The 25,896-nt window shown below is 57.5% G+C and carries 22 protein-coding genes and 2 tRNA genes; 9 read left to right on the top strand and 15 right to left on the bottom strand.

From position 1 onward, the window contains the following. Positions 1 to 128: 128 nt before the first annotated feature. Together AC781_RS01855 and AC781_RS01850 are read left to right on the top strand one after the other, a co-directional pair. Positions 129 to 214: transfer RNA gene (locus tag AC781_RS01855), tRNA-Leu, on the top strand. A 254-nt stretch (positions 215 to 468) separates the two neighbouring features. Beyond that, positions 469 to 1,056, top strand: coding sequence for a putative peptidoglycan-binding domain-containing protein (locus AC781_RS01850; protein WP_067772526.1), 588 nt, complete (start codon positions 469 to 471; stop codon positions 1,054 to 1,056). 171 nt (positions 1,057 to 1,227) lie between these two features. On the opposite strand, the gene AC781_RS01845 is transcribed toward AC781_RS01850, so the two are convergent. From AC781_RS01845 to AC781_RS13900, 3 genes are read right to left on the bottom strand one after another with little or no spacing between them, the layout of a single operon-like run. Further along, positions 1,228 to 2,355 carry a sialidase family protein gene (locus tag AC781_RS01845; protein ID WP_067772523.1) on the bottom strand — a complete coding sequence of 376 codons (1,128 nt, stop codon included), beginning with the start codon at positions 2,353 to 2,355 and terminating at the stop codon, positions 1,228 to 1,230. A gap of 55 nt (positions 2,356 to 2,410) precedes the next feature. After that, positions 2,411 to 3,283 carry a 4-hydroxythreonine-4-phosphate dehydrogenase PdxA gene (gene pdxA, locus AC781_RS01840; RefSeq protein ID WP_067772521.1) on the bottom strand — a complete coding sequence of 291 codons (873 nt, stop codon included), beginning with the start codon at positions 3,281 to 3,283 and terminating at the stop codon, positions 2,411 to 2,413. 18 nt (positions 3,284 to 3,301) lie between these two features. Then, positions 3,302 to 3,565 carry a hypothetical protein gene (locus tag AC781_RS13900; protein WP_067772517.1) on the bottom strand — a complete coding sequence of 88 codons (264 nt, stop codon included), beginning with the start codon at positions 3,563 to 3,565 and terminating at the stop codon, positions 3,302 to 3,304. 121 nt (positions 3,566 to 3,686) lie between these two features. Here AC781_RS13900 and AC781_RS01830 point away from each other — a divergent pair, with 121 nt between their 5' ends. The 4 genes from AC781_RS01830 (at position 3,687) to AC781_RS01815 (ending at position 8,566) form a co-directional block, all read left to right on the top strand. Continuing rightward, positions 3,687 to 4,835: an alpha/beta hydrolase family protein gene (locus tag AC781_RS01830; RefSeq protein ID WP_067772514.1), complete on the top strand. Its 1,149-nt coding sequence runs from the start codon at positions 3,687 to 3,689 to the stop codon at positions 4,833 to 4,835. Then, complete coding sequence (locus AC781_RS01825; RefSeq protein ID WP_067772511.1) at positions 4,832 to 6,262, top strand: OmpA family protein; 1,431 nt, start codon at positions 4,832 to 4,834, stop codon at positions 6,260 to 6,262. Before AC781_RS01830 ends, AC781_RS01825 begins: the two co-directional genes overlap by 4 nt. A 6-nt stretch (positions 6,263 to 6,268) precedes the next feature. Continuing rightward, complete coding sequence (locus AC781_RS01820) at positions 6,269 to 7,117, top strand: HAD family hydrolase (RefSeq protein ID WP_067772508.1); 849 nt, start codon at positions 6,269 to 6,271, stop codon at positions 7,115 to 7,117. 192 nt (positions 7,118 to 7,309) lie between these two features. Beyond that, positions 7,310 to 8,566, top strand: a complete 1,257-nt coding sequence (locus tag AC781_RS01815) for a M28 family peptidase (RefSeq protein WP_172801737.1) — start codon at positions 7,310 to 7,312, stop codon at positions 8,564 to 8,566. Positions 8,567 to 8,670: 104 nt separating this feature from the next. On the opposite strand, the gene AC781_RS01810 is transcribed toward AC781_RS01815, so the two are convergent. From AC781_RS01810 to AC781_RS01785, 6 genes are all read right to left on the bottom strand, one after another. Further along, positions 8,671 to 9,957, bottom strand: a complete 1,287-nt coding sequence (locus AC781_RS01810; RefSeq protein ID WP_141675682.1) for a hypothetical protein — start codon at positions 9,955 to 9,957, stop codon at positions 8,671 to 8,673. Between the two features lie 6 nt (positions 9,958 to 9,963). Then, a complete protein-coding gene (locus AC781_RS01805; RefSeq protein WP_067772497.1) occupies positions 9,964 to 10,305 on the bottom strand; it encodes a hypothetical protein in 342 nt (113 codons plus the stop codon). Positions 10,306 to 10,331: 26 nt separating this feature from the next. Then, positions 10,332 to 10,408, bottom strand: a tRNA-Arg gene (locus AC781_RS01800). A 101-nt stretch (positions 10,409 to 10,509) separates the two neighbouring features. Further along, positions 10,510 to 10,977 carry an rRNA maturation RNase YbeY gene (ybeY, locus tag AC781_RS01795; RefSeq protein ID WP_067772494.1) on the bottom strand — a complete coding sequence of 156 codons (468 nt, stop codon included), beginning with the start codon at positions 10,975 to 10,977 and terminating at the stop codon, positions 10,510 to 10,512. A 7-nt stretch (positions 10,978 to 10,984) separates the two neighbouring features. Further along, positions 10,985 to 12,547: an HDIG domain-containing metalloprotein gene (locus AC781_RS01790; protein WP_067772491.1), complete on the bottom strand. Its 1,563-nt coding sequence runs from the start codon at positions 12,545 to 12,547 to the stop codon at positions 10,985 to 10,987. Positions 12,548 to 12,700: 153 nt separating this feature from the next. Continuing rightward, positions 12,701 to 14,818, bottom strand: coding sequence for an alpha-L-fucosidase (locus AC781_RS01785; protein WP_172801736.1), 2,118 nt, complete (start codon positions 14,816 to 14,818; stop codon positions 12,701 to 12,703). A 185-nt stretch (positions 14,819 to 15,003) separates the two neighbouring features. On the opposite strand from AC781_RS01785, the gene AC781_RS01780 reads away from it, so the two are divergent. After that, complete coding sequence (locus AC781_RS01780; protein ID WP_067772488.1) at positions 15,004 to 17,046, top strand: alpha-galactosidase; 2,043 nt, start codon at positions 15,004 to 15,006, stop codon at positions 17,044 to 17,046. A 56-nt stretch (positions 17,047 to 17,102) separates the two neighbouring features. On the opposite strand, the gene AC781_RS01775 is transcribed toward AC781_RS01780, so the two are convergent. From AC781_RS01775 to AC781_RS01750, 6 genes are all read right to left on the bottom strand, one after another. Then, a complete protein-coding gene (locus AC781_RS01775) occupies positions 17,103 to 17,954 on the bottom strand; it encodes an EF-hand domain-containing protein (protein ID WP_067772485.1) in 852 nt (283 codons plus the stop codon). Then, positions 17,951 to 18,427, bottom strand: coding sequence for a hypothetical protein (locus AC781_RS01770; RefSeq protein WP_141675680.1), 477 nt, complete (start codon positions 18,425 to 18,427; stop codon positions 17,951 to 17,953). Before AC781_RS01770 ends, AC781_RS01775 begins: the two co-directional genes overlap by 4 nt. A gap of 68 nt (positions 18,428 to 18,495) precedes the next feature. After that, the gene (gene yajC / locus AC781_RS01765; protein ID WP_083076391.1) at positions 18,496 to 18,924 is read right to left on the bottom strand and encodes a preprotein translocase subunit YajC; all 429 of its coding nucleotides are present in this window, start codon (positions 18,922 to 18,924) and stop codon (positions 18,496 to 18,498) included. Then, positions 18,921 to 20,051, bottom strand: coding sequence for a tRNA guanosine(34) transglycosylase Tgt (gene tgt / locus AC781_RS01760; protein ID WP_067772480.1), 1,131 nt, complete (start codon positions 20,049 to 20,051; stop codon positions 18,921 to 18,923). The genes yajC and tgt overlap by 4 nt, the downstream gene beginning before the upstream one ends. After that, a complete protein-coding gene (trmB, locus tag AC781_RS01755; RefSeq protein ID WP_067772477.1) occupies positions 20,048 to 20,653 on the bottom strand; it encodes a tRNA (guanosine(46)-N7)-methyltransferase TrmB in 606 nt (201 codons plus the stop codon). The genes tgt and trmB overlap by 4 nt, the downstream gene beginning before the upstream one ends. A gap of 87 nt (positions 20,654 to 20,740) precedes the next feature. Further along, a complete protein-coding gene (locus AC781_RS01750; protein WP_067772474.1) occupies positions 20,741 to 21,904 on the bottom strand; it encodes a DUF418 domain-containing protein in 1,164 nt (387 codons plus the stop codon). Positions 21,905 to 22,012: 108 nt separating this feature from the next. Here AC781_RS01750 and AC781_RS01745 point away from each other — a divergent pair, with 108 nt between their 5' ends. Next, positions 22,013 to 23,434, top strand: coding sequence for a GDSL-type esterase/lipase family protein (locus AC781_RS01745; RefSeq protein WP_172801735.1), 1,422 nt, complete (start codon positions 22,013 to 22,015; stop codon positions 23,432 to 23,434). A 22-nt stretch (positions 23,435 to 23,456) separates the two neighbouring features. Then, positions 23,457 to 25,811 carry a glycoside hydrolase family 95 protein gene (locus AC781_RS01740; protein ID WP_172801734.1) on the top strand — a complete coding sequence of 785 codons (2,355 nt, stop codon included), beginning with the start codon at positions 23,457 to 23,459 and terminating at the stop codon, positions 25,809 to 25,811. The last annotated feature ends 85 nt before the right edge of the window (positions 25,812 to 25,896 follow it).

The following is a 25,896-nucleotide window of genomic DNA, read 5'->3' as shown; positions in this document are numbered from 1 at the left end:
GTGTGCGAGTGTGCAGCAGCAAGGAAAGAATGTCAAGCACGATGTAGGATAAGTCTTGACGGTATTCCGTATTTTCCCTATGATGCCCCGACCCGGAATGTTGGCATTCCGGCAGCCAGTTTTGGCTTGCCTCTGTGGTGGAATGGTAGACACAGCAGACTTAAAATCTGCCGGCCGCAAAGCCGTACCGGTTCGAGTCCGGTTAGAGGCACCAAAACGGTTTGGCTGGCACTTGTTACCAAGAGGTAGGTTGTTTTACCTTGTATTTGTTGGAGATGATGGTTGACCATGCATGACAGGATGTGTTACATTTACTGTGTGTGTTCCGTTTGCGTGTTGTTTTGTATTTAGCCCTCGGCGGCGATGTTGCGACAAGGGAAAAGGAATGCCAGCATAGGGGAAATCCGCCGTTCTTTTCCGTTCGGAGAGGTGTGAGGCGGCAAAAATAGACCAATCAATTGAAAAGAGATGATGAATGCGACTGAAAAGAAGATGTCGGCCATGATTTTGCTGTTCGAAGACGACCGTGCGACCGGAGCTGAATCCCTGTGCGTGCGGAAGCTGCCCGCTGCCGATACGGGCGGAAAATTCGAGATTTGCGGTATTTGCGACGGTATCGAACCTGCCGTGTTTGCCGCAATCAAGGCTTTGCTGGATGCGGGGCGAAAGGTGGAGGCATGGGATGCCTGTCTGCAGTACGTGTGGGATAATACGAAGGCGGTGGTCGGATGGATCGGTTCTGCAGAGCATCCGGGGATCGAGTTTTTCCTACGCGACCACTATTTCAATAGCGGAAGCAGGAATACGGGACGTATTCTGCAGCGAGCCCTGTGCAACGACGGTTTTCCGGTGGATGTGGACGGCGTTGTCGGCGCCGGGAGCCGGAAGGCGTTGGCCGACCGTTTGGCCCGGGGCGGCGATTTATTGTTTCTCGATCATTTGCGGAAGGAGCGCGAAGCTTTTTACCGCTCCTGCAAGCAGTTCCCCATTTTCGGGAAGGGCTGGCTGAACAGGAGCCAGAAAGCTTTTGATTTCGCCCGTATGTTGTCGGCGTAAGTTTCCGGTTTTTCCATAGTTCACGCTGCAGGCCGGATGAAGCGGTTTTTCGTTCCGGCCTGCTGCGGGAGTGCCGTACAAAACCATTACCCGGATGAAGAGACGATGGTTTTGTGAACCCAATGCCATGTTGGCAAGAGAAGCGGCGCGATGGCAGATGTGCGGACTGGTTTATTTGTCCCGTACGCGCAAATCCTTTTTGTTGATGATGCTGAAGACGATGCCGTTTTTGTCCGGTTGCCATGCTTCGAAGAGTATGCCAAGGCTGTTTTTGTCGAGATCGAGCAGGTTGGAGTAGGCCGTGTTGCCGGCGAAGACGATTTTTTTGTACGGCCATGTTTTTCCTCCGTCCGTCGAGGTGCGTATGGACATTTCCTTGCGGGCCTTGGGGGCGGAGGGGTTGGAGAAATAAAGGGTGTTGGCCCGCGCATTGTCTCTGATGACGGATGCCTGGCAACGGGGGCAGGGAAGGCTGGTTTCGTGTTTGAGGTCGGTCCATGTAGCTCCGCCGTCGTTGCTGTATCGTACGCCGCGGCAGCCTTTGCTGTGGGTTTGCATGCGCATATTGTGGACGAGTTTTCCCGGCGCGATTTCGGCGATTTGGCTTTCATTCGATCCGTCGCCTGCGGTGGCGCCTAGTTTCCATGTTCTGCCGTGGTCGTCCGAGTAGAAACAGTGGGCACGGTAGGTTTTGCCTGCATCGCTGTGGTTGGCGGGAATGACGAGCCTGCCCTTGTATTTGCCCGCTTGTATTTGGATGCCGGAACACGGTCCGGTGGCATACCAGCGCCAATCCGGCTGTTTGACCTGCTGGCTGATGTTTTCCCGTTTGCTCCACGTGAGACCGTCGTCGTCGGAATACTGGGAGTACACTTCGCGTGTGGTTTTCCCGTTGAGGACTGCGCCTTCACTGCCGGTCGATCCGCAGGAGAGCAGGTAGATGCGCCCCGTGCTTTGATCGACGACCGGGGCGGGGTTGCCGCATTGGTTGTTGCCGTCGTCCTGTACGAGGATCAGGTCGCTCCATGTTTTGCCGTTGTCTGAGGAACGCCGGGCGACGATGTCGAGGTTCCCGTAGTCCGAGCTGCTGTTGACCCGGCCTTCGGCAAAGGCGATGAGTGTTCCCTTGGTGCTCTGCACGATGGCTGGGATGCGAAACGTATGGTATCCGTTCGAGCCGGATTGGAAGACGTAGTTCAGTTCTTCATGCTGCTGTTCGGCTGCTGCGACGAGAGCAGGTGCAGAGAGCGCGCACAGAAGGAAGGGGAAACAGGTGGCGTATGAGTGTAAGAGGGACATTCATAAACTCCTAGCAGGGATGGATGACTGCGTCAAGTTTCATTTGCTGGTCTTATTACAGGTGGGGCAGCGTGCTTTTGACGGCAAGCTGAAATGCGCGGAGCGTGCTGGCGTGGCTGGCGATGTTTTTGCCTGCGATACCGAAGGCCGTGCCGTGGTCGGGGCTGATGCGGAGGCGGGGCAGGCCCAAGGTGATGTTGGCGGCGGTGTCGAAGTCCAGCATTTTCAGGGGGATCAATCCTTGGTCGTGGTACGGAGCGAGGATGGCATCGTAATGGCCGGCGGCGGCTTCGCGGTACACGCTGTCGGGTACGCACGGGCCGCTGAACCGGGCAGCGGGGCATTCGCTGCGCAGCCGGGCGACGGCAGGGGCGATGATGCGCGTTTCTTCGTCGCCGAATGCGCCGTTTTCCCCGGCATGGGGGTTCAGACCCGCAAGGGCGATGCGCGGTTCGGGTTTGCCTATACGGCGGCAGAAGTCCGCCAGCAGTTTACCGATGCGGACGAGTTCGTCCGTGCAGAGCAGGCGCGGTACGTCGGACAGAGGTACGTGGATGGTGGCGAGGCCGACGGTGAGCGTGTCGCCGGAGAGGCACATGGCGAAGTCGGTGCAGCCGAGGCGGTCGGCGAAGAATTCGGTCTGGCCCGGGTAGCGGAAGCCGACGCTGTGCAGCCCTTCCTTGCAGACGGGGCCTGTGACGACAGCATCAATGCTGCCTTCCTTGAGAGCCCGGGCGGCCAGCTCAAGGTGGCGGAATGCCGCCTCGGCGGTGGCCTGTGTCGGTTGTCCGGGAGTGCAGGGGATGTATTCGCCGATGAGCATGTAGTCGGCATGCTGCGGCAGTTCCGGGGAGGCCAAGGCTTTGCCGATGACCTCAGGACCGATGCCTGCCTGGTCTCCGAGCGTGTATCCGATGATGGGGCGCATGGCGCGTAATGGGGGCTGTTATTCCGGTACGGGTTCCGCAATGGGCGGTTCTTCGACCGCAGGAGCGATGGGTGCCTCTGGAGCAGGTGCCGCAGCCGGTGCGGAAGGTGTGGCAGCGGGCCTGGCATTGTTTTTCGGTTTGCCCTTCGGGTTGGTGAATTCGGAGTGGCGTTCCTTTTGTTCGAACTTGATGCCGGAGTTGGTATAGGTCTGGTACACGATGGTTCCCCCTGCGAAGAGGACCACGAGGGCCAGAAGAAACATACCGAGACACGTCCGCATGACACAAGTATGCCGTCTGTTCCTCGAAAAATCAAGACGTTCTTGCAAGAAATTCTTATTGGTTTCCGTTCTCTTTGCGTATATACTGTGTGCGCCGCCCTATCCGGGCGGAAACTTCCCCATGGCTGCCAAACGTTCCATTCTTCGCTGGTTCTTCGTGTCCATTGCCGTTGTTGCGGCGGGCATTGTGGGAGGCATGTGCTGGTATGCTTCGTATGCATCCGATCCGATCGTGCGTCCGCTCAATGAGAAACTGAAGGACGAACCCCTGATGCCGAAGGCGGCAGCAGGGATGAAGCTCCGGCCGTTTTCTTTCGCCGGGTATGACGGCAGGCAGGTGGAGGCTTGCATCGCCGTGCAGGAAGGCGATTTGTCTTCCCGCCAGCAACGGGTGAACGGCAGTATGGTGATGCAGGGTTTGCAGCCGGGGAACGGGTATGTGCTGGTCTGTACGGACTGGGATCACGGTATTGTCGCTTCCTTGCCCTGGGCGGAGGTGTTGACGGCGGCGGGATATACCTGTGTGCTGTGGAATCCGCGCGGTGCGGATCAGGCTCGGGAATACTGTACGCACGGTTTGCGCGAGTGTGATGATGTGCCACTTTTGCTGAATGCGTTGGACAAGGTATGCGGCGGCCTGGATAAGCCTGCCATGATTTTGGGCGAAGGGTTCGGCGCTTCGCTTGCCCTGCAGGCTGCGCCCAAGGATGCGCGTATCCGTTCCGTGGTGGCGATCGATGCCTACAAGACGCTCAAGGATGCCGTGTGGGCCGATTTGGAGGGGCGCATGAACCGTATGTTGTGTTTTCCGGCTTTCTGGCTCACGAATATGGGTATTTCAGCGGCCGCCGATTATACGAGTTTCGATGTGGCTCCGGTGGATGCCGCACCTTCCATTTCCCGCGACGTTCCGGTGCTGCTCGTTTGTACGGAGCGGTATTTTTACGCGCCATTGAAGGATTCCCTCTACATTTACAGCCAGTTGTCTTCGGATGAGAAAGCCGTGTGGTGCGCGAAGACATCGCAGGATGCGGCGGATGCTGCCGAGCGGCGTATCAAAATGAGTTTCGAGAAAGGCAAGAACGGGCAGATGAAGGAGGAAACCGTCGAGGTGGCGCTCTATTCAGGTGAAGACCAGTTGAACGAAAAGCTGGTGAAATGGGTCGGCGAACATGTGAGTTTCGTTCCGCCCAAGATGTTGCCGACGGTGGATTTGCCCAAGGTGACGGCAGGATTTTCCGAATTGAAAACGACGGAGGGCAGGCCATGAACGGTATTGACAGGAATTTCCCCCGCAACAGGCGGCGCAAGGGTTTCCAGCTTTTGAGGCCGCGCCACATGCTGCCCGTTCTGCTGGGAGCCGTGGCCGCTGCCGTGGTGCTGCATTGCTGCGGATTCATGTTTTTGACGTTCTGGTGGCCGGACGGTTTCGTGTTCCGGCTGACGGAGCTGCCGCCGAAGAAGGAGACGCCGGATCGCATTATCATGATTTCCCGGGAAGACCCTGAGGATGTGAAGGAGAAGCCTTTGCCCGAAGTGCCTCCGGAAGAGCCCAAGGAGGTGGAGACGATCGAGCCGCAGGAGATCGATATTATCGATATGCCGATTGAGGAGTTGACGATTGCTCCGGGCGAAACGAATATTCCTACGCCGGAACCGCCGTCTCCCGAGAATAGCATGTCGATGCCCGAACCGTCTGACATCGACTTGAAGCCTCTGATCAAAGGAGCGGATGACGAACCTTCGTCTCTGCCGGAAATTGCGCCCGTGACGAACAATCCGATCAAGGTGGCTGCGGTGGATATTCCCGACAATCTCGATCCTTCGAGGCTGATTGCCGACGAGATCAAAAAGCACAAGGGAAGCGATGCGGCCGATGTGCCCGGAGGTTCCCGCTCGCTGGGCGAGCTGATCAAGCTGTCGAATCCCGGAGCAACCGCCGGCCCTGCGCGTTTGGGTGCCGATCTGCTGTTCGCCTATAACAAGGCGGAGTTGCGAAATGCAGCCCGCATCAGCATGCTCCAGTTGGCTGCTTTGATTCACAAGAATCCCGAAACCCGTTTCGTGATTGAAGGGCATACGGATAGTTTCGGTTCCAACGAATACAATTTTGTTCTTTCCCTGATGCGTGCAAATGCCGTGCGCCTGTGGCTGAAGCAGAACGGCGTTCCGCTCGACCGCGTGTATATCCGCGCCTGCTGGGATCGTTCTCCGATCGTTTCGACCTCGGGCGACCATGCCGCACAGGCGGCGAACCGCCGTGTGGAAATCCATTTGCGCAAGAAAGGCGAAAAGCTTCCTCCGGAATGCCTGTCGAGCAAGGAGGTGGATGTGCTGCGTATCGACAATCTGTCGTCCACGGTGCAGAGCCAGCTGAACCGTCTCAAGCAGTCGAATGCGATTCCCGCGGTGTATGTGCCGCTGCTGTCGAAAAAAGAAACAGCTGCCGTTCCGGCAGGAGGAACGACGCCCGTTTCCGGACGCGGTGCCCAGAATGTGCCTGCCGTGCGCCCTGTATCGGGCGGAACCTCCGGCAATACGGGCAATAACAGTCCAAGTGTTCAACCTGTTCAACCGAAGCCGCCCGTTGTGCAGCCTGTTCCGGTTGCCGTGCCTGTGGCGGAGCCTGTCGTCGACCCGCCGACGGCTGCCGAGGTGCCGGATGATCCTCCCGTTGCCGAGGAGGTCGGTGATTAAGCTGCCATGTGGACGCGCGATCTTCCTGCACAGCCGGCTCTCACCGATTCCGGCGAAGCCGAATGGCTGCTTTCGTTTGATTTTGACGGCACCCTGTGGAGCCGTGATGCCTCGCCCGGGATCAGCGCCGGCTTTTTCGATCTGATGCGTTGCTGGCGATCGTGCTGCGGGGTGCGATGGGGCATCAACACGGGGCGATCCTTGAATTACCTGCTGGAAGAGTTCAACCGAGTGGCTCCGTTTTCGCCCGATTTCATCGTGACGTGCGAACGTTATGTGTACCGGGCTGACGAGGACGGTGTGTTGCGGCCCGATATGGAGCGCAATACGGCCTGCCGCCATGCGCATGAGGAGGTTTTCCGGCTGCACCATGTGCGGTTGGAGGATTTCTTTGTTGAGCTCAGGCGCCGCCATCCCGCCAGCCGATGGAGCAGGGATGCCGAAGATCCGTATTCCATCGAAGTGGAGCATATGCCCGATCTCGATCTGTTTTCTCCGTTGGTGGCCGGTGTTTTAAAGGATTGCCCGGAATTGTCCGTGCAGCGGGCAGGGCCGTATCTGCGATTCTGCCATACCTCCTACAACAAGGGAACTTCCCTGCGGCATATCGCAGGAGCGTGGGGTATCCCGGAAGAGAGGATCGCCATTCTCGGAGACGGGCATAATGATCTGGATGCCTTTCGCCTGCATCCCGGCGCCCTGTGTGCATGCCCCTGCAATGCCCATGCCGAGATTAAGGATTTTTTGAGGGAGAGAGGGGGATACGTGAGTCCTTATGCGGAGCATGAGGGAGTCATGGATATTCTGGAAACGCGTGTCGCTCCGCTGTTGAGATCGGGAAACGGCGAAGGATAAGGTGTTTTTACCCAATCCGGAAGTATATGGGGGAATTCGTGCTTGCCGTTGGGGCTGCCGTATGGGATAGTGATGGCCACCCCAATGATACGATACGCTGTTCTGACCCTATGGATGGCTGCGGGCTTGTCCGCAGCTGATAATGCGCCCGGAATTTTCACACCGGAATCGACGGAGTTTCTGACTCGGTTTTTGAATACTCCGTCACCTTCGACGAAGGAAGAAAAGGCCCAGCAAATGTGGCTGGACAGGGTGTCTCCCCATGCCGACCGTGTGGGCAAGGACGAAGTCGGCAATGCATGGGCCGAGTTCGAGAGCCCCAAAGAGGATGCACCGACTCTGGTCATTGTATCGCATATCGACGAGGTGGGGCTGGAAGTGAAGGAAACGACGCCCCGCGGGTTTGTCAAGGTGAAGCTGCTGGGGCATCCGGATCCGGATGCCGTCGCGTCCGTACCTTATGTTTTCCACGGCTCGAAGGGGCCCGTACCTGCTTTTGCCGGGTGCAGGCCCAGATGGTGGGAAGGGATGAAACCCGATGCCGTCGTTCCAGTGGACAGGCAACTGGAGCTGATTGAGACCGAAATGAATGCGAGCGGCGATTGCTACCGCATGTCCTGGATGGAGCGTCTGCAAATGAGGCAGCGGTATGCCAAGGCCATACTCGAACCGGACGAGAGAAACAAGGGGCGCGACCATTTTGCGAAATGGGTAAACGTCGAGTTCGATGTCGGCGCCAACAACGCGGCGCAGGTGGAGCAAATGGGCATTGTGCCGGGAACTCTGTGTGTGCCTGCGACGCAGGCCGAGATTATCGCGGAGAGCAGGCTGGTAGCCCATGGGCTGGATAACAGGCTGCATGTGTTCCTTCTGTCGGAACTGGCCCCCTATCTCGCTGCGCACAAGAACGATCTTCAATACAATGTGGTACTGCTTTCGGCAGTGCGGGAGGAAATGGGGCTGCTGGGTTCATTTGCCTATTTCCTCAAGAATCCTCCGGAGCAGGTGATCGCGTTGGATTGCACGGTCGATTCGATGCAGTATCCCGACGAGCAATTCGAGGGATTGCCTATATCAATGGGGAAGGGGCCTGTCTTGCAGGCGTATCCGGGGAGAATAGCGGGGAATGCGAGATACCGCTTCGACAGGAAGATGAACCGTTCACTGGAAAATTTGGCCAATGTGAAGGGAATTCCCATGCAGAAGGATACGTTCAAGATGGTGGGGCTGTCGGATTTCCTTTCGGCGATGATGATGGGAGGGAGGGCGACGATGATCGGATGCCCTGTGAGGTATATGCATTCTCCTCGTGAGATGGCCGATTTGAGGGACGTCGATGCACTGTTGAAGCTGATGCAAGCGTTCGTGACGACCCCTCCGGAAGGCGTTTCTGCCTCGGCCTCTCCGAAAGAAGTGCCTGTCGGCGTGGCGGAAACGGTGGCGGAGTGAAATCTGAATGGCAGGAACCGCAGGCTGTGATGCCTTGAGAGGAAAACGGGAGGCGCGTTGCCCCTGCTCGGAACGGTTGTACGTCCAAGCCGGAAGGTTGGTTGTTATGCCATCGTGGATTCAGGGGAGGTTTGCTTGATGTTTTCCGGATCGCATGCCGGTTCCGCACAGTCTCGGCATTTGGATGAGATGTAATGGTTTTTATAGATAATAATGCTTATCGTGTCATCTATATCTTCCAGTGTGGGCTTGCGTAATCCGAGAAGCCTCAGGAGCAATTCGTTATCATCCGGCCACTGCTGAATCCGAACCATTTTTTGAATGTTGTCCAGGTATCGTTGGCAGTGGTCCTGATTCATTTCACGTTTTTGGCATTCGATATATAATCTCGAGATATACAGGCTGATTGCTTCTTCCTTCGATAAACGGTCGATGATCATTTGTTCGTAATAGGCCGCACTGTGTTCGACCAGCCCCATTCTTTTGATCCATGTATCCGTTGGCTCCATGCAATCCGCTATCGTGGCAATGTTCTGAAGTAGGGTTGAAATGCCCTCCAACGAGTAGAACTGGTAGTATTGACATTTGGAACGGATGGCTTCTTTCCGTTCTTGACTGTATTTCCTGTTGTATTCGTTTCTGAGATTCATGCGCATTTCCCGAGATATCAGCTCCAGGATGGAATCGATGAATGCAAATTTCCTATAAGATTGTACTCGGTGGCATATTGTGGTGAAGCATAGGAATTGATCGACAAATTCGTTGATGGCGGCTGTGTCGGTTTTCCATGCAGGTTTTCGAAGAAAGCATGTAAACAGAGTCAGTCGTTTTTTTCTGTTGGCAATGGTTTTGACCATATAATCCCTTGCTTGTCTGTATTGAAGTTCGCGTTCGGATTCAGGGGTGTTTTGTTTCCATTTTTCGGCAAGAGTGATGATGGTACTCTCAGCCTGTGGTGTCAGGAGTGGCGCAGGGCCATTGTTTCGCCGGTTTGATCTGTTCGTTTTGTTTGAGGCGTATGGCAAATCCTGCTGTTGCCCATGGTTCGGATCCTTGAGACAAAGAAGGATTTTGACAATAATTCCGATCACGGGAAGTGCGGCCATCAGGCGCAACGCGATGCCGTGCCAATGTGCCGATGATTCGAGATGATCGGAAGATTCCATGCCGGTACATTGCGGAAGAAAGATGCAGCATGTGCCTGCGGAAAGCAGAATGAAGGCTGTACGCGCCCATAACGGATGCTGTTCTTTTTTATTGTGCTTCGAGATGTTGCCTGTTTGGTCGGGTGATTGTGGGTGATTTGCCTTCATGGGCTTTACAGGTGGAGTAAGTGCCGGGCTTTTGGCTGCACGGCAGATGTGGGCGAGGTGGGGAACGCAAAGGTTCATGCACGATCAGGCCTTTTGTGCTGGCTTCCGCCGGTGTGCCATATGGCATTTGCCTGCTGCTGCGAGGAGGGCGAGAGCCGGTATTCCCCACCAGCATAAGGCGATGCAAAGGGGGTAATCGTAGTCCAGTTCTTTCCACCACCATGCTCCGAGGTCGTCGTCACTGAGCAGAAGGAATTGGCCGCATATCAGGATGAGGAAGTAGATGCTGGCCAGTAGCGGTTTCCACCTGATTTCGGTGGAGAGCATGGCAGCGAACACAAGGGTGATGATGGCGGATACGCAAAGAACCATGCCGGGTGCAGGCATTTTGTCGGCGATTTCCGCAAGGAGAGGATGAGCGGACATGGTGTGAGGGTGAGGGGCAGGGAAGGTGGCGCCCCGTATTGGATTCGAACCAATGACCCACAGCTTAGAAGGCTGTTGCTCTATCCAACTGAGCTAACGGAGCGTAAGGCGATGTGCTGACGGATGATAGCAGGGAGGACGTGGCTTGACAAGTATTTTGTGCCTTGCCGGAGGATGATGGCAATCCCTGTCCGGAAGTTTGCGTTACGGCTCCAGTTCGTCGAGATAGTAGGATTCGACGATGGGTTCCTGTATGGCGAAGAGGTCGGCGCGGAGTTCCGGCGTGTTGTCGAGGTAGCCGTGCAGGTGGACGAGGCCGTGGACGATGTAGCGGAAGAGTTCACGGGCGGTGTCGACGCCGTGGGCGGCGGCGTAGGAGGCGGCCGTATCGGCGCTGACGATGATTTCACCGAGGCCGTCGCCATGCGGGAAGGTAATGACGTCCGTCGCGGTCGGGTCGTTCAGATATTCGCCGTGGATGCGGGCGATGGTGGGATCGTCCACGATGCTGATTTCGACGAGTTGCAGGGTGGAGAGGATGTGTTCGGGGCCGGGCGGGGCTGAGAGAAGGGAGGGCAGGGCCTGTTCCAGCAGTTTGCGGTAGTGGCCGACGGTTCGTTCCGTGGGCCACGGCGTTTCCGTGTTGAGGTAGATTTCGATTTCCGGCATCATGGACGGATCAGGCGGTGGCCTTTTTCGGAGCGGGTTCCGTTTCGTGCTTCGGATATTCGGGGCGGTTGTGCGCCATGGTTTTGAGGGTTTCGAGGAAGGAGTCCCTGATTTTATGGATGTCGCCGAGGGTGAGGTTGCTGTCTTCCAGATGGCCGCTCAACAGGCGTTCCCGGATGAGTTCGTCCACTTTGTTCGCCATTTCTTCGGCTGTGGGGTTTTTCAGGGATCGGGTGGCGCTTTCGACAATGTCCGCCAGTGAGACGATTCCGGCTTCGCGGCTTTGCGGTCCGGGGCCGGGGTAGCGGAATTGTTCGTCGTCGACGGGGGCGGGTTTGGTGTCGATGAGTCCGGCTTCGAAGTCTTTCATGGCAGCTTCGAATTTGTCGAGAGCCTGCCGATAGAAGTAGTAGGCGAGGGAGCGGCCGTGGTGTTCCTTGATGATGGAGATGATGCTGGGGCCGAGGTTGTGTTTTTTGGCGAGTTCGACGCCTTCGGTGACATGGCCGATGATGAGTTTGGCGCTCATGTCCGGCGTCAGTTCACTGTGCGGGCTGGCGGCGGAGCTGGGGATGTTTTCGGCGAAGTACTGAGGGTATTTCGTTTTGCCGATGTCGTGGTAAAGTGCGGCAACGCTGCATTGCATGGAGTTGGCCCCGATGGCTTTGGCGGCATTGGCGGCGAGCAGGGATACGATGACGCTGTGGTGGAAGGTGCCGGGTGCGTGCAGCTGGAGGTCTTTGAGGAGAGGCAGGTTCATGTCCCCCTGTTCCTGCCATGTGATGGGTGTGCTGATGTGGAACATGTGTTCGAGCAGGGGAAGGATGCCGCCGATGAAGACGGAGACGAAGAAGCTCATGCCGATGGCGCTGCCGATGTCCCATCCCAGGTTGCGGGCGCGGAACCATTCGTCTCCGCTACCGAGGGCTCCGAGGCAGAAGGCTGCGGCGAAGGTGACGATGCCGACGATGAAACCCGTGGAGAGGATTTGCTCGCGTTTGCGGAGGTTGCCCGTGAGGACGACGCCGATCAATCCCGTCAGCAGGCTGAGGCAGATGTAGTTCAACGGGGAGACGGGCGAGGGGTCGGGCATCAGGATGAGGCCGTAGAGGGTGACGCAGACGGCGGTGAAGGTGCCCATGGCTTTGCCCAGCAGGACGGAGACGATGATGGGCGCCAGCGTGTACGGTACCAGCAGGATCATCAGGTAGTTCCATTCCGGCATGCTGCGCATGTAGTTGGCGAGCATGACGACGATGCCGAGATGCAGCGCAATGGCAAGGCTGCTGACGAGGAAGACTTTGTTCGAGAAGATTTTGTTGCCTGCTGCGAGTTTGTAGATGAGGCTCATCGAGCAGTAGACGAAGAACATCCACAGGGAGCGGTGGACTCCGTCGGCTACGGAGGTGGCTCCGATGCAGGCGAGTATTTCCAGAAAGAGGAGGTTGAGGATCATGATGGCCCCCATGAGGCCGCGCGAGCTATCGAGGGTGCGCGCAGTTGAGGCTGCATTGTCCGTTCCATCACCGGAGGATCGATGGAATGTCTGGATGAGTGTGTGGAAGATGTTCACGTTTCAGGAATGGGAACCAATGTACTATGGGATGCCTTCCATGGAAAAGCAAGAGGGCAGCGCGTCATCGGGTTTTCTGCCCGGAAGGCGATAAAAAGGATGCAATCCGAAGGGATTGCATCCTTGAGAGGCGTGTTGTCCGGCCGCTGCGTATCAGAAGACGGAGATTTCCGCTGCCGAGACGTGGTTTTTCTCAATGGCACGGGTGCCCGTGAAGCGGAAGTAGCGGACGTTCGGTTCTTTCTTGCTGAAGTTGACGTTCAGTTCGATGGGGTTGGCACGCAGGTTGGAGAATTCTCCTTCGGCGGCTTTTTTCCATGTTTTACCGTCCTGGCTGACTTCGAAGGTGTACCGGTCAGTCATGCCGTGGCATGTTCCGTCCTGGCGGGGCAGGTAGGAGAAGGAGGTGAGGTCGTGGGGCTTGCCCATGTCTACGGTGAAGGATTGGGGCGGAGCCTGTTCCTGTGCCATGTGGGTGTGCCAGAATGTTTTCGGGTTGTCGTCGATGGCCTTGGTGGCGTCGCCCGCCGTGGAGGAGACGATTTTCCATCCGGTTTTCGGGATGCCGAAGCGGTTTTCCTTGACCGGGCCGATGTTTCCTTCCTTGTCGATATAGCAGGCTTTGACGAGGCCTCCCTGCGCGAATGGCACAGGCTGGGTATAGGCGGGTGACTGGGCGGTCGGTGCGGTGCCATCCGTGGTGTATTTGACGGTGAAGCCGGGTTTTTCCGGGATGGTGAGCATGTCGCCCTGGCGGGTGATTTCCGGCTGCGGGATGATGACCGGTTTGCGCAGCAGCGAGAATTCGGAGATGCAGGGCGTGGCCTGGCTGCCGGTGATGCGGAGGCGGAGCTTGTCTGTGGTGACGGGTTCCGGGAGGCGGACCATGATCTGGTTGCCGATGGTTTTGCCGTCCTTGACGATGGTTTTCCATGCTCCGTTTTCCCATGCGTCTACTTCAAAGGAGTCGACGCGCTGGCCGAGGCGGATCTGTTCGCGCAGGCGAACGACATCGAAGGTGGCCGGTTTGGCAAGCTGGATTTCGGCGGAGGGGGTGAGGTTGCCGTCTTCTACGGCCCAATAGGTGTCGAGGTTGTCGTCGACCATGTTGGCAGGGCTGTATTTGGCGGAGTTGCCGCGCGTTTCCGAGGCTGTAGCCTTGGCTCCCTTGGCGAAATCATTGGCATAGAGCCTGTCGCGCAGTTCCTTGAAGGCGAGGAGTGCCTTGACGTCCGCCGGGTCGAGGTTGCCCGTTTGGTCGGCGGCAACGTTCAGGATGAGGTTGGCGCCGCGGCCTACGCAGTCGAACCAGACGTTGAGGAGTTGTTCCGGAGATTTGACGCGGGAGGCCTGTCCGGCGTGCCAGAACCAGCCGGCATGGTTGATGGTGGTGTCGCCTTCGGCAGGTACCCAGCGGTCGCCGCCGCGGTTGCCCGTGCCGCCGCCTCCCGGCTGGGTGGAGCTGAGGGTGGACCAGTGCGGGTAGTTGACATGGCCTTTTTCGGAGCCGCCCCAACGGGCGTCGCCGTAATGTCCTGCACCCCAGATGATGCAGTTCGGCTGAAGTTTGCGGATGTTTTTGACGATTTGCTCGAAGTTGTAATAGTCTCCCTTGATTTGGCGGCGTTCTCGTGCGCCGCCGTAGAAGCCGTCGCCGCCGTTGGCTCCGTCGAACCAGATTTCAAAGACGGGGCCGTAGTTGGTCAGCAGTTCCGCAATTTGCCCGTAGTATGTTTTCAGGTAGCCGTCGCGGCCATATTCGGCGTTGTTGCGGTCCCAGGGGGAGAGGTAGGTGCCGAATTTGAGGCCGTTTTCTTTGCAGGCTTTGGCAAATTCGCCAACGACATCTCCCTTGCCGTTTTTCCACGGGCTCTTGGTGATGTTGTGCCCGGTGGTTTTGGTGGGCCAGCTGCACCAGCCGTCATGATGTTTGGCTGTGTAGATCATGCCTTTCATGCCGGCCTGTTTGAAGGTTTTGATGATTTTGTCGGCGTTGAAATCCGTCGGATTGAACATTTTCGGATTTTCGTCGCCGTATCCCCATTCGCGGCCAGTCCATGTGTTGAGGCCGAAGTGAACGAAGGCGTAGAATTCCATGCGCTGCCAATTGACCTGCGCATCTGTGGGGACGGCGCCGAACGGGGCGGGAGGCAACGTTTTGCCTTGGCTGGAAGCGGTGGGCTTTTTGCTTTGATCTGCAGCCTGTACCGTTGTCGCGAGGCTGGCGCAGGTGCAGGTGAGGATGGCAAGTGTAGACAGTGTGATCTTCATACGTCGGCGGGTATTGTATCGCAAACGTATGGAAATGCAAGATGTATTCGCGTTTGTAAGCGATTCTGTTCGTGTTATATGGAAATGTTTGTATTGTTTTGTTTTCATTGGGTGAAAGATGAGAGGTGGCGGGGGCGTATAATGGTATGAATGGTTTGTGTCCATTCTTTTCAAGGGATTTTTGAATGATGAAAACGAATATGTGTACGGCGGCATTGCTCGCCATTATGTCGGCGGGAACCGTTTTTGCGAACGGAACGAGCGTGTCTTATCCGGATGCCGCGATGGCACCGGGAAAGGCTGAGGCGAAGGTGCTTCAGGAGGGAGGCGGCAAGTCGTTGCTGGTTCTCGGCAATCAGGTGCTTTCCGCCCGGTGGGAGGTGCAAGGTAACCGGATTGTGCGGTTCGGCATTTCCAATTCGGAAGAGAAGCCTGCTTCCGTGTCCGGCAATCAGTCCGAGTTGTTCCGGTTGTCGACGGAGGCTGGCGGGTTCAATTTGCCCGCGTCTTCGTTCGTGCTGGAAAAGCCGCCCGTGGAGGTGGCCTTGCTGCCGGAGAAGGGCAAGAGCGCGCGGGCATCGGATGGTTTTGCGGGGAAGGCTTTTCAGGTGGTGTTCCACAATGAGGCAGCCGGGCTTGTGGTGACTTGGCGGGCGGAATTGAGGGATGGGTCTTCGTATGTGAAAGAGACTTTCGATATCAAGGCGACGAAGCCTGTGGATATCAAAAATATCCAGCTGGTCGATCTGAAGGGGGAGGGCTTCAGCGTGTCGGGAACGGTGCCTGGAAGCCCTCTTGTCGGGAAGAGCGGGATTTTTGCCGGGGTCGAGTTGCCCGTGGCGAAAGCCGAAATAGGTAAGGATGGTGCAACGATCGGTTTTGCATGCAATTTGCCGATGCAGCCCGGTGCGCAGCAGAAGTTTTCGGCCGTGTTCGGCGTTTATCCGAAGGGTCAGTTGCGCCGCGGGTTTCTCGCTTATCTGGAGCGCGAGCGGGCGATGCCTTATACACAGTTTCTCCAGTATAACTGCTGGTACGATTTCGGTTTGAATCCGACGGAGGAGAAGCTTTTGGCCACGGTCAAGGCGTATGGGGACGAGCTGGGGAAGAAGAGGGGAATCAAGCTGGATTCGTTTGTGCTCGATGACGGTTGGGATGATGTGCAGGCCGATCTCTGGCAGCCAAGCGCACGGAAGTTCCCGAGCGGTTTCCGCAAGACGGCGGAGGCGATCCGGGGTATCGGTTCCAATTTCGGTATCTGGATTTCTCCGCTCGGCGGTTATACGGGTACGCAGGAGCGCATCAATCATGCGAAGGCCAAGGGGCTGCTGCCTGCGTCCGCCGGGAAGTTCGATCTCGCGCAGCCGGAGTATTATAAGTGGTTTCGCGACAGGTGCGCCGATTTGATGGTGAAGGACGGGGTGAATTTCTTCAAGTGGGACAAGGCAGGGGAAGGCGTGAGTCCTCATTTCATGGCGCTGCTGTCCATTGCCAACGAGTTGAGGGCAATCAATCCCAAGTTGTTTTTGAGTACGACCGTAGGTACGTGGCCGTCTCCGTTCTGGTTGAACCATGTAGACTGTACCTGGCGCGACGGCAGCGCGGATGTGGGCTGGCAGGGCAAGGGCGATGACCGGGAGCAATCAATTACTTACCGGGATGCCTATTGCTATAGCCTGATCGTGCAACGTGCGCCTTTGTATCCTCTCAGTTCTCTGATGCACCACGGGCTCGTGCTGGGTACGGAGTATCAGGCGGCTCGTGTCAGCAAGGCGGGCAACGATTTGAAGAACGATGCGCGGATGCTGTTCGGTTCCGGTGCGAATCTTCAGGAGCTGTATTTGACGGCTTCCATGATGAATGGCAAGGCATGGGACGATGTGGCGGAAGCCGTGCGCTGGGCGAGGAAGAATGCCGAGGTGCTGGCGGATGTGCACTGGGTCGGCGGCAATCCCCACCATCTCGATGTGTACGGTTATGCGGCATGGAGTCCCGCAGGTGCGACTCTGGCGCTTCGCAATCCCGACGATAAGCCGAAGGAGGTCGAACTGGATGCCGTGTCGGTGTTCGAACCGGTCGGCAGGATGCCGGAGGCGATGCGCCTGCATGCCGGCTATGCCGATCAAAGAGTGCGCGAACTTGTCATGCCGGCAGAAGGGAAGGTGAAGTTGACGCTGCAACCCTTCGAGGTGCTGGTGTTCGACGCGCGCTTCGCTCCGAAGAAGTAGTAAGACTGGTCATGAAGCCGGGATGTCCCGGCTTCATGACTGTGTTTGACAATGGCTCATCCGCGAAATGAAATGTCGATCACTTGCAGGCGGATGGGTTTTTTGAGGGCTGCGGCGGTGTTGAGGGAGAGAAGGATGTCCATGTCGTACCTTGCATCAAGGAAGAGATCTATTTCGTCCGGCTGTTTGGCGGAGGTGTCGATTTCCCGATGGAGTTCGCGTTCCTGTATCAGCGTGCGGCGCGCGTTTTCGGTTTCCGTTTTGTCCAGAGATCCGTTTTGGTCGGTATCGAAGCGTTTCAGCAGTGTGGCACGGTGAGCCTGTAAGAGTTTGTCCGCTTCCTGACGGATGATTGTGAATTCTTCCGGTTCCAATTTTCCGTTGCGGTTGGCGTCGAATTTTTCCAGCAGGAGTTTTTGGGCCAGTATATAGAGAGCGGGCGGCGGAGGAGGTTCATTCCGTCCGGAGCTGTTCGGGGGGGGAGGCGGGCCGCCTGGGTGCGGCTGTCCACGGCGTTGATGCCGCTTGTGCTGGTGGGAGAGGGCTTTTTTCAGCTCAGCCTGTTCCTGTGCGTCCAGTTTGCCGTCTTTGTTCCGGTCGAACTGGGAGATGAAGCGTCTGCGTGCTTCGTCTCGTACTTTGTCGGCATCGGCGAGGAGGGTTTTGCGTTCGTCGTCGTTCAGGATGCCGTCGCCGTCCGTGTCGTATTTATCCAGAATCAGTTGGCGCATGAAGAGAGACAGGGCGATGTGTTCCATGCGTTGTGCCTGTTTTTTCCGGACCGGCGTGCAGTTCGGGCGGCATGTATTTTCCGGTGAAGGAGCAGGCGGCGGAGCGCCGTTATCCGCCTCGGCGGAGGCAAGAAACGGTGTGCATAGAATGATGGCCGGAAGAATACGGATGCTCATATGAAGTAATAACCCCATTGTTTGGGTTTGGTTGTGAAGAAAATGCAGGTTTGCGGAGAGAGTCGTTCAATGGAGGGTGTCGCCGAGGAGGTGATGGCAGGAGAAGGGGTGCGGCGAGGTATAGGCCAGGCGGATGTTTTTTCGTTCAGGAAACGTGGAGGAGCAGGGACGCTATCCCATTGGGCGCGTTTGGGAGAGAAAGGTTTTTCCCGTTCGTAGATGATGAGGGATTTGTCGATTTTGAAGTAGTGGGGGGAAGCCCACCATGGCTTCATTTCACGGGCGAAGTAGTGGTTTTGCGCATCGGAACCGCAATAGTATATGTCGTGCAGGAGGGTGTGCGGGCCGAATGCCGTAGAGTCGGTGACAGGGGTATAATCTCCGGGCCTCAAGGTGCAGGAGGCCAGTATCAAGCAATAAGTTGCGGGAACCGATGCAGCAAGGGTTGATCGGAGCCGGAACTTGGTTTGCATGGTTCTGTTAGGGAATGGGGAGAAAGAAGGCAGCGAACCGTGTGTTGTCCGCTGCCTTGTGAAGGGGGTCAGTCTTTCGATTTGACGTTGATGATGGCCGCTTTTTCGAGCGTGATGGTCACGTCTTTGGCGATTTGTACGTCAACGGTGCGTTCGTCGATTTTGCGCACTTCGCCGTGGATGCCGGCGTTGGTGATGACGCTGTCGCCCACTTTCAGGGCGTTGAGGCGCGCCTGCTGTTCCTTTTGCTGCTTACGCTGCGGGCGGATGAGGAGGAAGTAGAAGAGGACGCCGATGATGAGGAACATGACGAGCGGGCTGCCGAGGAAATTGGTTTCCTCCGCAGGCTGTGCGGCCGGTTTGTCCGTCGTTTGTACGGTGCCGCTCTTGGCATCTTTGGCGGGAGCGGCCGGCTGGGCGGCCGGAGTTGCTGCTGCGGGAGCTTCTCCCGTCGTTGCAGCTCCTTCGATTTGGGCGAGGATGATGTTTGCGTTCATGATATGTCGTTTGCTTGGTAGCGCGAAATGAAGGCACGCTTGAACGAGCCGAATTGTCCGGCCGCGATGGCGCTTCGCGCTTGAGCCATGAGCCGGAGATAGAATGACAGATTTTGAAAGGAAAGCAATCTTAAAGCGAGTATTTCACCGGAGCGGAAGAAGTGGCGTATGGCCGCCCGGGAGAAGCGGTTGACATGAGGGTGTCCTTCCACATCGAGCGGGCGCATGTCTTTTTCCCATTTTTTGTTTTTGATGTGGATGGGGCCGTCGGGCGTCATGGCGATGCCGTGGCGGGCGAGGCGGGTGGGCATGACGCAGTCGAACATGTCGACTCCCCGTTCGATCATTTCAAGGAGCTGTACGGGGGTGCCGAGTCCCATGGCGTAGCGGGGTTTGTCTGCAGGGAGGTAGGGAGCGGAGTGTTCGATGGCCTTGAGCATTTCCTCTTCCGGTTCGCCGACGGAGACGCCGCCGATGGCGTAGCCGTCGAAGTCCATGGCTGCGAGTTCTTCCGCGCACTGGCGGCGGAGGTCGGCATAGACGGAGCCCTGGACAATGCCGAAGTGGCTCTGCCTGCCGCTGCCCGATGCGGGGTTGTTTTCATCGACCCATTGTTTGCATCGCCGGGCCCAGCGGAGGGTGTAGCCGAGGGATTTTTCCGCGTAGCGGCGGTCGCAGGGGTAGGGTGGGCATTCGTCGAAGAGCATGGCGATGTCGCTGCCGAGCTGCGCCTGGATTTCCATGGAGCGTTCGGGGGTGAGCATCATGGTGGCTCCGTCGATGTGGTTTTGGAAGCGGACTCCTTCTTCTGTGATTTTGCGGAGTTTGGCAAGGGACCAGACCTGAAAGCCGCCCGAGTCCGTGAGGATGGGTTTGTCCCAGCCGGAGAGGGTGTGGAGGCCGCCGAGGTCGCGTACGGTTTCGGCTCCCGGCCTGAGGGAGAGGTGGTAGGTGTTGCCGAGGATGATTTGGGCGCCGAGAGCGTGGAGGTCGTCGGGGTGGAGGGTTTTGACTGTTCCCTGAGTACCGACGGGCATGAAGATGGGGGTTTGCACGTCGCCGTGGGGCAGGTGCAGGGTGCCCAGCCGCGCTCCGCTGGGATCGACGCTGTGGAGGGTGAAGCTCATGCTTGTGCGGTGTGTTCTGTTTTGGCGAATCGGGCCCTGTGGATGTGTTTGCCCATGGATTCCCAATGGAGCTGGAAGTCGGTTTTCGGGTAGTAGAATTCGTTTTCCTCCCAGGTGAGTTTGCGGAAGAGGGGGGAGTTGTTCATGTGTTCAAGAACCCACTCGTAGTATTCTTCATGGTCGGTTTTGAAGAGGAATTCTCCTTGCGGCGCGAGTGCACGGTGCAGGACGGGCAGGAAGTGGTCCTGTACGAGGCGGTTTTTGTGGTGGCGCGTTTTGGGCCACGGGTCGGGGCAGAGGTAATGCAGGCGCGAGATGCTGCCGGGCCGGATGAACCATTCAAGGAAGTAGCGGCTTTCGAGCCGGAGGACGCGGACGTTTTCAAGGCGTTCCGTTTCCGCGTTGGAGCAGACGGAGCGTACGCGCCCGAGCAGGCGTTCGATGCCGAGGAATTTGGTGTCCGGGTATTGCCGGGCCATTTGCAGCAGGAAACCGCCGTCTCCGCAGCCGAGGTCGATTTCACATGTTTCGCCGTTGCCGAAGATGTCTTCGACGTCGTGCTGGCTGAAGTAGTTTTCGGGGAGATATGCGGCCTGAAACATGGGTCGACGGATTTTACATGGCGGGTGCGGGCAAGTCAAGCTGCGAGCATGTGCGCCATGTTGCGCGTGGAGTTGCGGCGTTGCATGCTATTTGTTTGGTGCATGCAGCCAGGTGAGGCGGTGCCAGATTCCTTCGAGCGGGCCGTAGCGGTGGCGGCCAAGCCACCAGCGGCAGAAGCGTATCTGCAGGAGCATGGCGGCGACTCCGACGGCGAAACTGGCCACATATCCGAGGTGCGGAGCGAGGCCCAGCGCAAAGGGGAAGAAGATCAGAGATCCGATGACGGATTGGGTGATGTAGTTCGTGAGGCTCATTTTGCCATAGTATCGGAGGCTGTCGGTGAGCTGGCGGAAGTAGGCCGTCCGGTAGAGCAGGACGAAGCCTGCGACCCATATGCCGCTGAAGCTGACGTTGTGCCACATGGTAAAGGCCGTTTTGAGGGGGGCGCCCAGTTCGGGCTGGATCATGGCTATGTAGAAGACGAAGGAGCCCGCAGCAGAGGCGAGCAGGGTGCGCGTCCAGAAGACGGTGTTGCGCCTGCCTGTATGGAAGAATCCTCCTTTGCCGAGGATGAAGCCTGTGATGAAGAGTCCGGGAGCCTGCATCAGGCGTCCGGCATCGATTCCCCAGGCGAAGCTGGAATATTGTCCGGTCGTGAGGTTGTTCCATGCCATGCCCCAGAAGTCGCCGTTGTCGATGCAGGGTTTCAGTGAAGGATACGCGTTTGCGGCAAGGACGGTGGGAGGAGTCCATTCGGGATGGAAGAACTGGATGGCGGCATAGGCGAGTTCGAGGGGCTGGAGGAGGAAGAAGACTGCCACCATGGCGAGGGTTCCTATGCCCAGTTTGCGCAGGGGGATGAGGATCAATCCGGCAATGGCGAAGGTGAGCAGGACATCCCCTCCCGGAAAGAAGACGGCGTTCAGGCAGGCGAAGAGGGCCAGGATCAGAAGCCGCCAGGCGAAACGGCAGCTGAAGTCTTTTCCCTTGCGGAGCTGGTTGCCATACTGGATGGCATAGGTGAATCCGAAGAGAAGGGCGAAGATGGTGTACGATTTCCCGGCGAACAGAAAGAAGAAGGCGTCTTTCATGCCCTGGTTGACGGAGGCCATGAGAGGAGTGGAGACGGGGTAGGAGTCGTAGATGAAATGCTCCAGAAAGTGGACGAGCATGATGGCGACGACGGCAAAGCCGCGAAGTGCATCGACGACATGTAGTCTTTGACCGATTGTGGACGGAGAGGGCGACATGCCTTTTGTACGGTTGGTGATGCTCCGATCTTGCAAGAATGAGAAAAAAGCGGTGCGGAGAGAAATACTGAAAGATTTTTCGTGATGTGTTCGTATGGGTGGATAACCATGAAATATTCCTTTCTCGTTTGTTCGTTATTGTGCCTGCCCGTCTGGGGGGATGAGCCTTCGGCTGTTTCCGTTCAAAAGGCCGGTGTGGCAGCCGTTCCTGCCAAGGAGTCTGTATGGAATGGCATGAAGCGGCTCGATTTTACGGTGGCAGGCCGTCCGGCTCTGGTGATCGTGCCTGCGAAGGCGCTTCCGGGCAATCCGTGGATTTGGAGGACGGAGTTTTTCAATGCGTTTCCGATGGCGGATATTGAGCTGGCAAAGCGCGGGTTCCATGTCGGCTATATCAATATGGAGAATATGTACGGCTGTCCGGATGCGATGAAGCTGATGGATGCCTACCATGATTATATGGTGAAGGAGTACAAGCTTGATCCGAAGCCGGTGCTGGAAGGATTGAGCCGCGGAGGGCTGTTTGCATTCAACTGGGCTTCCCTGAATCCCGGCAAGGTGGCTGGGCTGTATGTGGATGCTCCCGTTTGCGATTTCAAGAGCTGGCCCGGCGGCAAGGGGCAGGGGAAAGGGTCGCCCGGCGACTGGGAGAGGCTGTGCAAAGTATACGGACTGACGCCCGAGCAGGCAATGGCCTACAAGAAGAATCCTGTGGATACGCTGGCTCCTCTGGCCAAGGCGAAGGTGCCGATTCTTGCGGTGGTCGGCGATGCTGACGATGTGGTGCCCGTGGCGGAGAATACGGCGGTAGTCGAGAAGAAGTATAAGCAGTTGGGCGGTTCCATCCATGTGATTCACAAGCCGGGTGTCGGCCATCATCCCCATAGCCTGCAGAATCCGGCGGCGATTGTCGATTTCGCGTTCAAGGCTGTGGGCGCTACTCCTCCAAAGAGGGTCGTGTGCATTGGGGACAGTATTACGTTCGGTGCGGGTACGACTCCGGCCGAGCGCTGGTCCACCCGCTTGCAGAATGCTCTGGGCGACAAGTACGATGTGTACAATCTCGGTATCAGCGCCACGACGCTGCAGGAGGCCGGAGACAGTCCGTATTCGAAGAAGGGAAATTACACGATTGCCCGGCAGATTGAAGGCGATATTATTCTTCTCGCTCTCGGTACCAATGATTCCAAGCCTCAGAACTGGAAGAACTCTGCCGCGTTCTCCAAGGATTACGAGAAGATGATCAAGGAGCTGAGGGCGAGCAATCCGCAGGCGAAGATCTATTGCCTGCTTCCAGTGCCCGCATTCCCCGAGAATTACGGTATCCGCGATACGGTGATCAAGGGCGAGGTGATTCCTGCCATCAAGAAGGTGGCCCGCAAAAATAAGTGCGAGGTGATCGATCTCTATACGCCGATGATCGGGCAGGGTGCCAAGGTGCCGGACAAGGTGCATCCGAACGGTGAGGGGCATGCCATTATGGCGGAGCATGTTTACAAGGGTATTACCGGCAAGAGGATGCCGAAGTAATCAACCATTTTTTCTGAAATCCATGAGATGGTTTGATCTCGCCGTGCTGGGATGGTGCTTTTGCGGCGTCATCCTGCCGTGCGTTGAAGGGGCGGAGTCCGCCGATGTGATACGGTTCGACCGCGAGGCCGTGTGGAAGGCGTCGCGCCCGCAGGGAGGCACCGGCGACGGTTCATGGGCTTCGGATACTTTGCCGATCGGGAACGGCCGCATGGGGGCGATGATTTACGGCGGGGCGCAGACGGATCGTCTGGAGCTGAACGAGATCAGCCTCTGGTCGGGCAGTTCCGAGAGCGATGTCGGAGACAAGTCGAAGCACAAGGGGCCGGATTCCCTGACTTTCGGTTCGTACCAGCCTTTCGGTACATTGACGGTGTCTTATCGTGGGCATGAGGAAGTCAAGGATTATTGCCGGGGGCTTTCTTTAGAGGAGGCTGTGGCGTATGTATCCTGCGAGGCGGGCGGTGCGAAGGTGAGGCGGGAGTATTTCGCTTCGTTCCCGGATCAGGTGATGGTGATGGAGGCAAGCGCTTCCGGCAGTTCCGGACGAGGTATTTCGGCGGATTTCGAGGTGGCGTCTCTGCATCCGCAAGACCGGTTTTCCGTGTCTGTCGACCGGGACGGCACGGGCTGGATACGGCAGGCGGGTACACTGAAGAACGGACTCCGCTATGAAGGCGTGTATGCCTTGACCTGCAAGGGCGGTACGATTGCTGCCGAGGGAAACAGGCTGGTTTTGAAGGGTGCGAAGTCTTACCGCCTTCTGATGTCTCTGGGTACGGATTATGCCTTGAACGCCGATTGCGGCTGGCGCGGAGAAGCTCCGTCGCGTCTCGTGGAACGCCGGGTGAAAGATGCTTTGGCAAAATCTGCTGATGAGCTCCGCAAGAGGCATGTGGACAATTACAGGTCTCTGTATGGCCGCGTGGTTTTGGATCTCGGCGTTTCCGATTCCTCGGTGCGGCAGCTTCCTCTTGACAAACGTCTGGCGGTTTACGGAAAGGCCGTGGACGGCAATGTTTCTCCCCGGGATCCCGAGTTGGAGGCCGCGCTGTTCCAGTTCGGCAGGTATTTGCTGATTTCTTCTTCACGGCCGGGCAGTCTGCCCGCCAATTTGCAGGGTTTGTGGAATTACAGTCTGATTCCGCCGTGGGATTCTGATTACCATAATAATATCAATGTCCAGATGTGCTACTGGCCAGCCGAGACAACCAATCTTTCGGAGTGCAGCCAGCCTCTGATGGAATTCATCCGCGAGACGTCCAAGGTGGCAGGTCCGATTACCCGCAAGCATTTCAAGGCTATCGGCGGCGGCCCTGTGCGCGGCTGGACGGCCCGGACGGCCCAGAACGCGTTCGGCGGGCAGGGTTTCAGCTGGAATACGCCCGCTTCCGCATGGTATGCCTTGCATCTGTGGGAGCATTACCTGTTTACGCAGGACAGGGAGTTCCTCGCTCGCGAGGCCTATCCGCTGATGAAGGAAATTTGCCATTTCTGGGAGGATTCCCTGAAGGAGCTGGATGCCGGAGGCGCCAATTTTCAAACGGAGTACAAGGATGTGCCGCGCGAAAAGATGCTGGAGCAGTTGAAGCGTTTGCCGAAAGGCACTCTGGTGGCTCCTCTCGGCTGGTCCCCCGAGCAGCAGCCGGAGCGTCGTGAAGACGGCGTGGCTCACGATCAGCAGATTGTGTGGGAGCTTTTTTCCAATACGGCGCAGGCTGCGGATGTTCTCGGGAAGGACAGGGATTGGGCGAGGGAGCTGCGCCGGAAGCGCGATCTGCTGGCGAAGCCTGTGGTGAATGGAAAGGGCAGGTTGCAGGAGTGGATGATCGACCGGGAAGGCAATCCCGGGCATCGGCATACGTCGCACTTGTTTGCCGTGTATCCGGGGTGCTGGATTTCCGCAGAGAAGACTCCCGAATGGGCGGAAGCCGCAAGGCTGTCGCTGATCGACCGGGGAACGGCAGGAGATGCCCGCCGTTCATGGACATGGGCATGGAGGGCCAATCTCTGGGCGAGGCTGCGGGAGGGAGACCGTGCCTATGCCATGGTGCAGGGGCTTTTGCGGCACAATATCATGAAGAGTATGTTTGCTACGCATCCGCCGATGCAGATCGACGGCAATCTGGGCATTGCTGCCGGTATGGCGGAGATGCTCGTGCAATCCCATGCCGATACGGTGGAGCTTCTTCCGGCGTTGCCTTCGGCATGGAAAGACGGTTCGGTCAAAGGGCTGAAAGCTCGCGGCAATATCACGGTGGATGTGGACTGGAAGGACGGACGGGTGACCGGGTACCGCCTGACATCTCCTTCGGTTCGTTCGGCCAGGGTGCGTGTCAATGGCAGGACGGAGACCGTAGCCGTGCATAAGCCTTGACCATCGCAACGAATGCCGCGGGATATGTGTCCGGCGGCATTTTCTTTCCCGGGAGGCAGCGTTCTTTCGATGAACGGGGGTGTTG

The organism is Neoakkermansia glycaniphila (assembly GCF_001683795.1).
GTDB lineage: Bacteria > Verrucomicrobiota > Verrucomicrobiia > Verrucomicrobiales > Akkermansiaceae > Akkermansia > Akkermansia glycaniphila.
Note: the sequence above shows the minus strand (reverse complement) of the source record. Positions and strands in the feature narration are given on the sequence as shown.